Here is a 12,823-nt window from a genome sequence, read left to right as displayed (position 1 = left end):
TGGCCGATCTGCGCCGACGGGTTCCGGGCGGGGCCCGGGTGATCGTCACCGACGGTCCGGGGTACCGCGCGGTGGTGTCCGGCGCCGAACTGGACCTGACCGAGTTCACCTCTTATATGGGCGAGGCGTCCCGCGCCCTGTCCGAGGGCAGCCCCGGTACGGCCGCTGAGGCGCTGCGCCGCGCGCTCGCGCTGTGGCGCGGCCCCGTCATGGCGGGCGCGGGAAGCGCCCTGATCCAGGCAGCCGGTACCGCGCTGGACGAGCGCCGGCTGGCGGCGGCCGAGCGGTTCTTCGAACTGCGTCTCGATCTGGGTGAGGCCGGGGAGCTGATCGGCGACCTGCGGGACCTCATCGCCCAGAAGCCGTTGCGTGAGACCCTGCGGGCGCGGCTGATGCTGGCGCTCTACCGCAGCGGCCGGCAGGCGGAGGCCCTGGAGGAGTACCAGAGGGTCCGCGAGCTGCTGCTGGAGGAGCTCGGCATCGACCCCGGTCCCCGGCTGAGCGAGCTGTACGCCGCGATCCTGCGCGAGGCCCCGGAGCTGACCTCGCCCGCGTTCCCGGCCCGGCCGTCCGCCGGCCCGCCCGCGACACCGGCCGCCCCCACTGACGCCGCACCCTCGACGGCCGCCCCCACGACGGCGGATTCGGCCCCCGCTCCGCCAGCCGCCGCCTTGACCGTCCCCGCCCCGAGTGCCGTCGCCCGGGCCGAGTCCGCCCACGTTCCGTGTACCTTGCCGTCCGACCTGTGCGACTTCACCGGCCGCAAGCGGGAGCTGGACGCCCTGGTCGACTGTGTCAGGGGCGGCCGGGAGGAGGGGCAGCGCTCCAGCCGGATCGTGGCGATCGACGGCATGGGAGGCAGCGGCAAGACCTCGCTCGCCGTACGGGCCGCCCATCAGGTGGCCGCGGACTTCCCGGACGGGCAGCTCCATCTCGACCTGCGCGGTTTCACGCCCGGTGAGTCACCGGTGTCCCCGGCGACCGCGCTGGACACCCTGCTCCGGGCGATCGGCACGCCGGGCGACCGGATACCGGACGGCGTCCAGGCCCGGACGGCGCTGTGGCGCTCCCACCTCGCCCGGCGCCGCCTGCTGTTGCTGATCGACAACGTCATCGACGTCGGACAGGTCCTGCCGCTGCTGCCCGCCGCGCCCGGCTGTCTGGTCCTGATCACCAGCCGGGCCCGGCTGGTCGACCTCGACGGGGCCGAGTGGTTCTCGATCGGCCCGATGTCCCACGAGGACAGCACGCTGCTGATCGAGGAGATCCTCGGCGCTACGCGCGTCGCTGCCGAGCCGGCGGCGACGGCGGAGCTGGTGCATCTGTGCGGCCGGCTCCCCCTGGCGCTGCGCATCGTGGCCGCCCGGCTGCGCAACCGGCCGCGGTGGACCGTGGAGTACCTGGTCGACCGGCTGCGGGACGAGACCCGCCGGCTGGAGGAGCTGAGCGCGGGGGAGCGCAGCGTCGCGGCGTCCCTGCGGCTGTCGTACCAGGTCATGGACGAGGAGCACCGCGTCGCCCTGCGCATCCTGGGGCTGTATCCCGGTGCCGACATCGACGCGTACGCGGCCGCCGCGCTGCTCGGTACGGGCCGGCACGAGGCGGAGGCCGTCCTGGAACGGCTGCTGGACGTGCACCTGCTGCAGCAGCCCGCCATCGGCCTGTACCGGTTCCACGACCTGGTGCGCAGTTTCGCGCGCGGCCAGTGCGGTCCGGACACGGGCGAGGACGACGCCGCTGCCGTGGAGCGTCTGCTGGGCTACTACGTCACGACCACCGAGACGGTGTGCGAGCTGCTCTTCAGCGGCCGCAGGCGCCGCGCGACGGGCATACCTCCCTATGTCGGCGAGCAGCCGCCGTTCCCGGACGCGGAGCGGGCGGCGCGGTGGTTCGACCGGGAGCACGACAACCTGGTCGCGGCGATCTCCCTGGCCCACCGCCGCGGCCTGGACCGCCACACGGTGTGCCTCACCCGCAACATCATCTTCCGGCTCAACGCCCGGGGGCAGTTCGAGGAGTTCAGGGACGTCGGACGGATCGCGGTGGAGGCCGCGCGGCGGCTTCAGGACGTGGCCCTGCTCGGTGTCAGCCTGTCCAACCTCGGTGTCGCGTGCTGGAAGCTGGGGAACTTCGACGAGGGGCTGGCGGTGGCCACGGAGGCGCGGGACGTCGCCGTACGTCTGCGGGACCAGCACACCGAGGCGCACGGCGAGTCCACGATCGGGCTGCTGCTGACCGTGCTCGGCCGGCACACGGAGGCGCTCGCGCACCTGGAGCGGGCCATCGGCCTGGAACGGGAGCTGGACGTCCCGCGGGCGGAGGCCGAGACGCTCACCAACCTCAGCACGCTGTACGCGCAGTGGGGCAGGTACCCGGAGGCGGCCGCGGCGGCGCGGCGGGCGCTGGAGCTGCACCGCGGCTTCGACTACCGCGACAACCATGTGATGGCGCTGACCGATCTGGCCTTCGCCCACATCGGTCTGGGCGCGTACGCGGACGCCGGCGCCTGTCTGGAGGAGGCCCGCGCGCTGTGCGACGCGTCGAGCCCGCCGGGTGATGTCGCCCTGGCCCTGGCCCTGTCCGCCGAGGTCGCCGAGTGCCTGGGGCGCCGGTCGGAGGCGACCGGTTTCGCGGCCCGGGCGCTGGAGCTGGCCCGTGTCAGCGGCAGCCCCACCCGGCAGGCGAAGGTCGAGAACCTGCTCGGCGAGTTCTGCCGGCGGCGCGAGGACCACGAGCGGGCCCTGTCCCTGCACACGCACGCCTGCGAGCTCGCCACCGCCATCCGGTACCGGGCGGAGCGGGCACGGGCGTTGCGCGGGATGGCACGGGCGGTGGAGGCGCTCGGTGATCCGGTACTGGCCCGGGAACACCGGTCGGCCGCGACGGCGCTGCTCGCCTCGCTGGGCTGTCCCGCGCCGGCCGGCGAGGGTGGTCTCAGGCCCTGACCACGGTGGGACCCTGGTTGTCCGCGCTCACGTGGTGGCCGTGCGCTCCGCCGGCGGACGAGCCCGCCGCCGCGGTCGCGCCGAGCACCAGGGCCGCCGCCGCGAGGACCCCTGCGAACCTGGCCAGCATGCTGCGCATGATTCTCCTTCTCGACCGCTGTCACTGGTGAACTGTCACTTGTGGTCTGTCACTCGTGTTCCGTCACTCGTGGTCTCACAGGTGGCCGGCCACGTGTGGTCTCACGTGTGGTCCGGCACCTGTGGTCTGTCACTTGTGGTGAGGTCCTCAGCGTCGGCCGGGCGCATACCGTCCCGGTCCCGTCTCGTTCCCGTCCTCTCGTCCGGGGTGTCGGGGCCCCACCGCGCCGGGTCCGCCCACCCTCGGCGTACGGCGTCGAGCCGTTCCTCCGCCTCCTCGGGCGTGCTCCCGTGGACGATGACCTCCACGTGGGCGGGGGCACCGGCCGCGGCGGGGACCACCCGGACGTCGTCGACGTGGCCGAGCCGGGCGAGGGCGTCCAGGTTCGCGGCCTGGCCCCGTCCGCCGTGGTGCGGGGCCAGGCGGGCGAGGGCCGCGGGGCGGCCGGGCGGCGTGGACCACGCGGGCGGCCGCGGTGCTCCGGCCAGGGCCGAGAGCACGTCGTGCTCCGGGGCTCGGCCGGTGGAGGCGCGCGCGAGGCGGCGGATCGCGGGGGCTCCGAGGCGGGCCTTGGCCGCGGTGATCCGGGGGCCGTCCCCGGTGAGGACGACCTGTGTGTGGGCGGGGCCGCTCTGCAGACCGGCGAGGTCCAGCAGGGCCCGGACCGTTCCGCGGACCCCGGCCCGGTCCGCCTCGGGCAGCGGGGCCGGGCGCAGCAGGCCGGCACCGCCCGCGAGCCGGGTGGTCATGCCGGTCACCTCGTGCATGCCGTCGCGGGTCAGCGTGTCCACACTGATCCGCGGTCCGGTCGGGAACTGCTCGACGAGGTGGGGGCCGGCGGGGGCACCGGCCGCCCAGGTCTCCAGGTCCGCCCCGCTCCGTATGACCGTCGGCTTCGGCGCGTGGGCGGTCCTGACGGCCACGGGCAGGGGTGAGCGGGCGACGAGCGCGCGGACGTCCGCCACGGTGGCGGCCGGTTCGGCCCGTACGACGGACACGCCGCCCTGGTTGAGGATCCGCCGCACGGTCACGGGGTCACGCAGCCTGCGCAGCGGCTCCGCCCGCCCCGGGGACAGCTCGCGCAGGGCCCGCTCGACGGCGAGGTGGAGGGCCTCCGTGTCCCCGAGGTACACGATGTGCCCGATCCCGTGCGCGCGGGCCGTGTCCACCAGGGCGCGGTGCAGCGCGTCCGCGTCACCGAGGTCCACGGTCACCCGCCGGCCGGTGTGCCGCCCGGCGACCGTGACGGCGGCGGGACTCGTCACCGACCAGGTGTCGAGCCCCGCCGTGGCCGCCGCCTCGCGCACCCCGGCGTCGGGACTCAGGAGCAGTGCCCGCCGTGGATTGCCGTTCACCGACTCCCCTTCTGTGGTCCTGCGGGTGGCTTCCGTGGGCCTGCGGCAGACGCGCGGACCGGTCAGTAGTAGCGGCGCATGATCTCGGTGGCCCAGTCGGGCTGGGTGGTGGGGCCCTGGGGGCCGAACTCGCTCATGTAGGGCTTGATGTCGAGGACGGGGGTGCCGTCGACGGCGTCGAGGCCCTCGACGTGGATGTCGAGGCCCTCGACCTTGACCAGGCGGCAGCGGGAGACGCCGATGCGGTTGGGGCGGTTCTTGCCGCGCTGGGCGAAGATGCCGACCAGGGGCCACTCGGTGTTGCCTCGCGGATGACGGGCGCCGGACTCGATCTTCGCCACGGGTACCCGGTCGAAGTGGTAGACGACCTCCAGGTGGGAGAAGGAGTCCAGGCCGGCCAGCGCGTCCGGCTCGTACTGGGTGCCGTCCAGGCGGATCACGGCCGAGACCTGTCCCCAGTCGTCGTCGCGGACCTCTTCCCGGCCACCGACCACGTGGCCCACCGGGCGGGAGATCACTTCGGCCGTGGCGCTGTTCTCGGACATCTGCCGTGCCTGCCTTTCGCAGAGATTCGTGGAGTGAGGACCGTGCGGTTGCTCCGCGCCCGGCCTCCGCGGTTCGTGTGTCACGCGGCGCCCGAGCGTACTGCAGGGTCCGCGTCGGGGGCGCCGTACCAGAAACGGTCCATCCGTTCCTCCAACAGGCGCAGAAGTCCGGCGAGTTGGGCATGGTCGGGGGCGGTCCCGTATACGACGCCGATCGCGCCGAGGGTGCCCCGGCGCCAGCTGCCGTCGGCGTCCCCTCGCCCCGGCTCCTTCGGCGCGCTGACGTCGACCAGGTCGATCCCGGGGATCTCCTCCAGCGTCTCGATGAGCGAGAGCGGTCCCGGGCGCACCGGGCCGGCGGGCGGGATCAGCAGGTACTGGAAGGCCACCGCCCCGGCCGCCGGGCCCGGGGCCGGCGGCTCGGGGGCTGTGACGGGGAGTCCGAGCGCCAGGCGCAGCGCGGCCGCCACCATGTCGAATCCCGTGCGGCGTTGCACGATCTCGGCGATGAAACCGCCCAGCCGCCCGTTGACCTCGATGATCCGGGGTCCGTCGGCGGTGAGTTTGACCTCGGTGTGGGTGACGCCGTGCCGGATGCCGAGCGCCCTGAGCGCCCGCTGTTCCAGCCGTACGACGTCCGCGGCGGTCGCGGACGTCAGGGGCGCGGGCAGGATGTGCCCGGTCTCCCGGAACGGCGGGACGAGCGGGGGCTTGCCGGTGACGGCGACGGTCCGGGGCTCGCCGTCGACGACCAGGGACTCCACGGAGACGAAGTCGCCCCATCCCGACGCGGCGAGCGCGGGATCCCCGCGCAGGTACTCCTCCAGGACGAACTCCCGGACGGGCTCCGGGGCGGACTCTCTGGCGGACTCCTGGACGGACTTCCGGGGCTCCGCCTCGGTGAACTCGGCCAGCCGGTCGCGGCATTCGGCGGCCGAGCCGACCAGGCAGGTGTCCACGCTGCCCGCGCCGTGCCGCGGCTTGAGCACCGCGGGGGTGCCCGTGACGGCGAGGGCGGCGGCGGACTCGTCCGGGTGCCGGACCAGGACACAGCCGGTGTCCTGGACGCCGCCCGCCGCCAGCGCCTGCCGCTGGCGGTACTTGTCGGTGAGGGCGGCGGCGGTTTCGGCGGAGTGGAAGGGCAGCCCGCAGCGGGCGGCCACCGCGGCGGTGAGCCGCAGGCGGTGCTCGCTGAAGGTGACGATGCCGTCCGGCGCCAGCCGCGCGGCGAGGCCGCCCACCTCCCCCTCGTCGAGGCCGGTGATGTCCACGACGTCCGCGTGTGCCGCGATCTGCCGCAACTCGGGTGCGAGCAGCGGGTGTTCCGCCTCGCAGAGGAAGACGATCCGGCACAGTCCCCGAGCCGCCGACAGGATGCGCAGGGGGCCGGCGGAGCCCTGGTCGTGGACGACCAGGAGCGTGGGCGGAGCGGGGTGCCCCATGAGAGCCTCCTTCGGTTCGGGGAGGGGACGGGTGGTTCGGGGAGGGGACGGGCGGTTCCAGCCAGGCCCGGCGGGCGGTTCGGGCTAGGCCCGGCGGGCGGTTCGGCTCTAGGCCCGGCTGGCGGTGATGTTCAGCCGGACGTAGTCGACGACGGGCTCGGGCAGCCGGGCGGCGACCGCGTGCACGAACTCCTCGTGCACGGCCTCGGGCAGGCGGTCCAGGTGGGAGCCGAGGACGACGGTGGCCAGGTAGCTCCACAGCTGCTCGCCCGGCTCCAGCCGTGCCGGGTCGGGCAGCAGGCTGACCTCGATGTCGGTGAAGCCGGCCGCGCGCAGCCGCTCGGTGGTCTCCTCGATCCCGGCGAAGTACCAGACCTTCTCCTTCTGGGCGGGCGGGGCGCCGAGCACCTCCTCGACGGCGGCGTTGATCCTCGCGACGTTGCCCTGGCCGCCGCATTCGGCGACGAACCGGCCGCCCGGCCGCAACTGCCGGGCGAGGTTGGTGAAGAGCGCGGCGTGGTCGGTGATCCAGTGGAAGGTGGCCACGCTGGTGATCGCGTCGACCTGGCCGGTGAACGGCAGCGGCCGGGTGAGGTCGGCCTCGAGGACCTCGAGCCGGTCGAGGCGGTCGGCCAGTTTCGTCCGGAGCTGTTCGAGCATCCGGCTGGACCCGTCGACGGCGATCACCCGGCCGTCCGGCACCAGGTCGAGCAGCGCGGCCGTGTCGCGCCCGGTGCCGCAGCCGGCGTCGAGGACGGTCTCGTGGCCCTTGAGGTCCAGCCGGCCGAGGGTGCGCTTGCCCCACTGCTGGTGGGGCAGGGGAAGCGAGTCGTACGTCTTGGCGTCCCATTCACGGGGCACGGTGCCGCTCCTTCGTGTCGTGCGTGTCGTACGTGTCGTGCGAGTTGTGCGAGTCGCTCGCGTGGTCCGGGTGGTGCGTCTCGCCGGTTCCCTCCGCCGGAAGTGCGACGGGGGTGCCGTCCAGCACCAGGGAGACGGCGATCGGGTGGGCGTCCCTGACCAGGCGCAGGGCGTCGCCCTCGGCGAGCCAGCGGCGCATGGCCGCGACGGGACCGGTCGCCCCCTCGCCGTCCCCGTCCCCGTCCCCGTCCCCGGCGGAGGCGGAGGCGTCGCCCGTGGCGGCGGGGTCGGCGGGCAGCAGCTGGACGAGGATGTTGCGCAGTCCGGCCGGGGCGTCGCCCGCGGTGTAGGGGCCGCGCAGGTCGACGCGGCCGGAGCTGTGGACCGAGGCGGGCGGTCCGTCCGCGGCCGGGCCGGAGTCCGCCGAGTACCGCAGTGCCTCGGCCGCCAGGGCGGCCAGGACGTACTCCTGGGCGCTGGGCGCGAGATCGGCGCCGAAGAGCTGCTTGGGCTGGTCGGACTCGGCGCGTACGCCGTCCACCTCGGCGAGCACATGGGTGCCCACCTCCCACGTCACCCGGGCCGTGCGCCGCCGGACCGCCGGGCGCGGCTGCGCCGGGGCGGGGACCGGGCGGCTGGTGAGGTGCACGTCCCGGGCGGTCTGCACGACGGCCCGGATCTCGTTCGGCTCCGCGAGGGTGCGATGGGCGCTGCCGCGCGCGCACGCCGCCGCTACCGCCCGCCGGGCCTGTCCGGCCGAGACGTCCCCTTCGATCCGGATCTCGTACGACAGCCGGGCCGGACCGTCCTCGCCTGGTTCCCCGTCGGGCGGCCCGGCGGGGAACCAGGCGCAGGGCAGCACCTCGACGACCGAGGGACCGCACCCCTCGCCGGTCAGCGCCGTGACGACGCTGTCCGCGACGGACGCGCCGAGCGCCACGAGCAGCGACCCGACGGGGTCGAGGACGTCGCCGCCGGCGGTGTCCTCGCAGCGCTGCTCGATGCCGAAGGCCCGCGCGACCCGGGTCGAGCCGAGCCGCATCGGCTCGGTGTCCACCCGGCAGCGGCCGCCCGGCACGGGGTAAGCGGCCACGCCGATGCTGAGCTGTGCCTCCCAGGAGTCCTCACGGATCTGCTCGGCGAGGGCCTGTCTGGCCCGCAGGTCGACGCCGTTCAGCATCGCTCTCCTCCGTTCCCCTCGCCTTGGGCGAGGCAGGCGTCCAGGGCGGGCCGGAGCCGGCGCAGCAGCGCGCCGGGGTCCTCGACGCCCGCCGACAGACGCACCAGTTGCCGGGACACGCCGGCCTCGCGGCGCACCCGCTCGCTCAGGTGGGCGTGGGTGGTGCGGGCCGGGATGCGTGCCGTGGTGGTGAGGGCCGTGCCGTCGCGTCGGCAGGCGTCCAGTACCCCGGAGAGGTCCCGGACGTACGGCTGGACCTCGAAGGAGAGCAGGCCGCCGAAGCCCTGGTGGGTCTCCAGTGCCCAGGGGGCCTCGTCGAAGGACGGCCGGTGCACCGCTCGTACGGCGGGGTGCGCGCGCAGCGCCCCGGCGATCCGCTCCGCGCTGTCCCGCTGGGCCGCGACGCGCAGGTGCAGGGTGGCCAGGGAGCGCTCCAGCAGGTGTGCCGCCCAGTCGTCGACCTCGCCGCCGAAGCGCGCGCACTGTTCGTGGATACGCGGCAGGTACCGGTCGAGTCCCGTGATCAGCGCGGCACCCGCCTCGCCCCACCCGTCGAGGCAGGGCGAGGTGTCCTCGACGACGACCACGGCACCCGCCTCCAGGGGGCGCAGCTGGGCCGGGGAGAGGGCGGTGTTGTCCACGACCAGCAGCAGGTCGTTCATCTGGGCGTGGATGGCGAGGTCGTTGAGCGGGCACAGGCGCATCAGCGGGTCGCTCAGGGACGGTGTGTACACGACCTGGGTCGCGGGCCGTACGGCCGCCGTCACCGCGTCCACGTCGGTGCAGTCGACGAAGGTGACCGCCCGTCCCAGGCCGGTGAGTTCCCCGGTGAGGACGGCGCGCAGCGGGTCGCAGGTCTGGTCGGAGGCGACGATGTGGCCGCCCGGGTTGGTGAGCGCGAGCAGGGTGGCCGTCGTGGCGGCGACGAGGCCGGGGACCAGCAGCGCCGAGCCGGCGCCGTGCAGGGCGGCGAAGGTGTCCTCGACCCGGCGCGCGGCGCCGTGCGAGGGGGACGGCGCGTCGGCCGTCGGCAGGGTCGCTCGCACGGTCACCGCCGGCACACGGGCGCGTCGGACAGGCCGATGCGCTGGTGGAAGTAGTGGAAGATGATCTCCTCGTGCAGCGCCTCGCCGTCCAGGGTCGGCCGCAGCGCGGCGCCGTCGTCCACCGTCTCCACCAGTCCGCGCTCCAGCAGTTCCGCGAACGCCGAGGCGAAGGGCTCCATGGTGAGCAGGTCGGCGCCGAAGCGCTCCCGGTAACGGTCGAGCACGATCGGCTGGTTGGCCTTGAAGTTGAAGCCGAGAGCGGTGCCGATGGCCTTGTGCCCGGAGAGGCGGCGGCCGAAGTTCAGCGGCAGGCCCTCGTTGTTCTGCATGAAGGACACGTACTTGCTGATGTCGGTGATGTTGTGCGTCTGGAGGAACTCCTCCTGGTCGCCGGTGAGCCAGCCGTAGGCCCCGGGACCGTACGCAATCATGGTGTTGTAGTGCTCCCACTTGTTCTTCGAGGTCTGCGGGATGTTCCCGCCCTCGTAGGTGCCCGGACGGCTCCACCAGCCGCAGGGGCTCGGGTGGTAACCCTGCTCCAGCAGGACCTCCACGGCCTCCTGGCGCATCGCGTACGTGGAGTCCAGGTCCGGGAACCTGCCCTCGGAGATGAGGCGTTCGCGTACGGCGGGGTTGTTCCACACCGCGCGGTTGCCGATGCCCATCTCCTCGCGGTCCGCGTTGCGCAGCCGGTAGATGGTGATGGTGGGGACACCGAGGTCGGTGAGGATCTCCATGTCGCGGCGCACCGACTCCGGGGTCTGGTACGGCAGTCCGAACATCATGTCGACGTTGAAGGGGCACTCGGTCGCGAGGAGGTTCCGCACGGCTTCGAGTGACTGGGCGGAGGAGTGCCGGCGCTTGGTGAAGTCGTTGACCTCGTCCTGCAGCGACTGCACACCGAGGCTGAACCGGTTGAAGCCCAGCTCCCGCGCGGTCTCCAGGTGGTGGCGCTGGAAGTTCTCGGGGTTGCCCTCGATGTTGAACTCGATGTCGTCGGACAGGTCGTAGTTCTCCCGTACGTGCCGCACCAACGGCTCGATGAACTCGGGGCTGTTGAGCAGCAGGGCCGCGGTGCCGCCGCCGATGTAGAAGGACTCGACGCGGGAGCGGGGTATCCACTCGTAGCGGTCCAGGTAGCGGCGGGACTCCTCGATCAGCAGGTCGGACCACAGGCGCAGCGCCGAGTCCTCCTTGCCGCGTGGCACCAGCCGTTTGACGTAGTTGCAGAAGTGACAGATGTAGTTGCACAGCGGGAGGTGGAAGTACAGGTGCGCCGGGTGTCCCGCTCCGGGGAACGCCCCGTACTCCGCGGCGAGTTCGTCGCCGGTGAGCCGCTCGCCCTCGTTCGAGGTGACGTTGATGTTGTACTCGTCGCGGGGGATCTGGAGCTGGGGGTTGCGGTCGAGCAGTCGGCCGAGGTTGAGCTCGAGGTCGACCGGGGTGACGCCGTTGCCGGGTGCGGCGAGGGACATGGTGGTCTCCTTGGCTGTGGACGGGAACCCGTGCCGGCTTGTGGCCGGATGAGGGGAGCGTTCTGGAGCGTCGGAAGAGAGATCGGAAGAAAGGTCGGAAGAGAGAGCGAAGAGAGAGAAGAGACGAAAGGGCAGAAGGGGAGAGGCGTCAGGCGTAGTAGGCGGACATCGCCTCGTGCAGCCAGGGCGGTTCGCGCACGGCGGCCGGGTCCGGCTGGAAGAGCCTCTGGTACGGCTTGACGTCGAGGACCGGGGTGCCGTCCAGGGCGTCGAGGGCCCGGACGCGCAGGGTGAGTCCGTCGACGCCGACCAGCTCGCAGCGGGAGACGCCGAGCCGGTTGGGGCGTTCCTTGAGCCGCTGGGCGAGGATGCCGAGGCGCGGCAGGTCGGTACGGCCGCGGGGGTGGACCGCTCCGGTGACGGTGTCGGACTCGGGCACGAGGTGGAAGTGGAAGACCACTTCGAGGTGGGAGAAGAGCTCGAGACCGGTCACGGCCTCGGGGCGCAGCACAGCGGGGTCCAGCTCGATGAGCGCGGTGACCCCGCCCCAGTGGTCGTGCTCCGGCACCGCGCGGGGCGAGCGGACGACACCGATCGGCCGCAGGGTGTACGAGGCGGGAGGTGAGCCGGGCTGCCGGTCCCGGTCGCGCTCCTGCTCGTGCTCCGGCTCCCGGTCGTGCTCCTGCTCCTGCTGTGGGGGCATGGTGGGCGTTTCCCTTCCGTACGGGAGCGGGCGGGTCAGGCCGTGGGCACGGGCGCGGGGCCGAGCCGCTCGCGCAGCCGGCGGCCCAGGACCTCGACCTGGCCGGGTTCGACCATGGTGAAGTGGTCGCCGGGTACGTCGACGACGGCCGCGTGGGCGGCGAGGTCGCCCCATCCGAGGTCGTCGGGGAGCGTGCCGTCCTCCATGGACCGGTCGGTCACGCGGAAGACGGTGACCGTGCCGTCGTAGGGCTTGATCCGGTAGGCGGCGAGGGCGTCGAGGTTGAAGCCGTACATGTCGATCATGCGGCGCAGGCGGTCGGCGTCGAAGTCGGCGGGCATGGTCCCGGCGGCGACGGACCGCCGGACCAGCTCGGCCGCCCTGGTCCGCGGGTCCAGGCCGCGCAGCCAGTCGATGTCGACGTCGAGCCTGAGTCCCCGCCAGAGCAGGGCGCGCAGGGCGAAGTCCGGGTCGGCACTGGGTTCGACGGTGACGCGGGTGTCGAGCAGTCCGACGAGGCCGACGCGCTCGCCGCGTTCCTTCAGCCGGCGGGCGGTCTCGTAGGCCAGCAGGCCGCCCATGGAGTAGCCGATCAGGTTCCACTCGGCGCCCTCGGGGTGGACGGTGCGCAGCTGCTCGATGAAGGTCTCGGAGATCTCCTCGATCGAGGTGAGGGGCTCCTCGCCCGGTAGCAGTCCGACCGACTGCACGCCCCAGAAGGGCTGGTCGGTGCCCATGGCGCGGGCGATCGGCGGGTACAGCAGCACGGTCCCGGAGACCGGGGGCAGGGCGTAGACGGGGCTGCCGCCGGAGCCGGCCTGGATGCGGACCAGCTGGCCCTGGTGGTCGGCGGTGCCGCGGCGGACGATCTCGGCCAGTTCGGCGACGGTGGCGGCGGACAGCAGGTCGGCGGCGGTGAGGTCGACCTGGAAGAGCCTGCGCACCTCCACGGTCAGCTTGATGGCGAGCAGCGAGTGCCCGCCGAGCGAGAAGAAGTCGTCGTGGATGCCGACGTCGGTGCGGCCGAGCAGCCTGCGCCACACGTCGCACAGCTGGAGTTCGACGCCGTCGCGGCCGAGGCCGGTGGTCGGCGCCGTGGTGGATTCCCGGGTTGCCATCGTCTCCCCCATCA

11 protein-coding genes (1 of these 11 only partly in view) are annotated in these 12,823 nt (G+C 73.4%); 1 reads left to right on the top strand and 10 read right to left on the bottom strand.

The window, feature by feature from the left end; genetic code table 11:
• On the top strand, positions 1–2,945 hold the 3' portion of the coding sequence (locus OIB37_RS19805) for an AfsR/SARP family transcriptional regulator (RefSeq protein WP_330458941.1). 220 nt of this gene lie to the left of the window's left edge; only the last 2,945 of its 3,165 coding nucleotides appear in the window; the start codon falls outside the window, past its left edge; it ends in the stop codon at positions 2,943–2,945.
• On the opposite strand, the gene OIB37_RS19800 is transcribed toward OIB37_RS19805, so the two are convergent.
• From OIB37_RS19800 to OIB37_RS19755, 10 genes are all read right to left on the bottom strand, one after another.
• Complete coding sequence (locus tag OIB37_RS19800) at positions 2,935–3,084, bottom strand: hypothetical protein (RefSeq protein ID WP_330458940.1); 150 nt, start codon at positions 3,082–3,084, stop codon at positions 2,935–2,937. The genes OIB37_RS19805 and OIB37_RS19800 overlap by 11 nt on opposite strands.
• A 101-nt stretch (positions 3,085–3,185) precedes the next feature.
• Positions 3,186–4,439 carry an ATP-grasp domain-containing protein gene (locus OIB37_RS19795; protein WP_330458939.1) on the bottom strand — a complete coding sequence of 418 codons (1,254 nt, stop codon included), beginning with the start codon at positions 4,437–4,439 and terminating at the stop codon, positions 3,186–3,188.
• Between the two features lie 62 nt (positions 4,440–4,501).
• Positions 4,502–4,984 carry an SAM-dependent methyltransferase gene (locus OIB37_RS19790; RefSeq protein ID WP_330458938.1) on the bottom strand — a complete coding sequence of 161 codons (483 nt, stop codon included), beginning with the start codon at positions 4,982–4,984 and terminating at the stop codon, positions 4,502–4,504.
• A gap of 80 nt (positions 4,985–5,064) precedes the next feature.
• The gene (locus tag OIB37_RS19785; RefSeq protein ID WP_330458937.1) at positions 5,065–6,426 is read right to left on the bottom strand and encodes an ATP-grasp domain-containing protein; all 1,362 of its coding nucleotides are present in this window, start codon (positions 6,424–6,426) and stop codon (positions 5,065–5,067) included.
• Positions 6,427–6,534: 108 nt separating this feature from the next.
• Positions 6,535–7,287 (bottom strand): class I SAM-dependent methyltransferase, encoded by a 753-nt coding sequence (locus OIB37_RS19780; RefSeq protein ID WP_330458936.1) that lies wholly within the window; start codon positions 7,285–7,287, stop codon positions 6,535–6,537.
• Positions 7,277–8,467: a hypothetical protein gene (locus tag OIB37_RS19775; RefSeq protein ID WP_330458935.1), complete on the bottom strand. Its 1,191-nt coding sequence runs from the start codon at positions 8,465–8,467 to the stop codon at positions 7,277–7,279. The genes OIB37_RS19780 and OIB37_RS19775 overlap by 11 nt, the downstream gene beginning before the upstream one ends.
• Complete coding sequence (locus OIB37_RS19770; RefSeq protein WP_330458934.1) at positions 8,461–9,519, bottom strand: PLP-dependent transferase; 1,059 nt, start codon at positions 9,517–9,519, stop codon at positions 8,461–8,463. Before OIB37_RS19770 ends, OIB37_RS19775 begins: the two co-directional genes overlap by 7 nt.
• The gene (locus tag OIB37_RS19765) at positions 9,516–10,988 is read right to left on the bottom strand and encodes a coproporphyrinogen-III oxidase family protein (RefSeq protein ID WP_330458933.1); all 1,473 of its coding nucleotides are present in this window, start codon (positions 10,986–10,988) and stop codon (positions 9,516–9,518) included. Before OIB37_RS19765 ends, OIB37_RS19770 begins: the two co-directional genes overlap by 4 nt.
• A 148-nt stretch (positions 10,989–11,136) precedes the next feature.
• Entirely contained in the window at positions 11,137–11,691 is a 555-nt protein-coding gene (locus OIB37_RS19760) for an SAM-dependent methyltransferase (RefSeq protein WP_330458932.1), read from the bottom strand.
• 35 nt (positions 11,692–11,726) lie between these two features.
• Entirely contained in the window at positions 11,727–12,809 is a 1,083-nt protein-coding gene (locus OIB37_RS19755; protein WP_330458931.1) for a thioesterase domain-containing protein, read from the bottom strand.
• Positions 12,810–12,823: the final 14 nt, after the last annotated feature.

Source organism: Streptomyces sp. NBC_00820 (assembly GCF_036347055.1).
Classification (GTDB): domain Bacteria; phylum Actinomycetota; class Actinomycetes; order Streptomycetales; family Streptomycetaceae; genus Streptomyces.
Note: the sequence above shows the minus strand (reverse complement) of the source record. Positions and strands in the feature narration are given on the sequence as shown.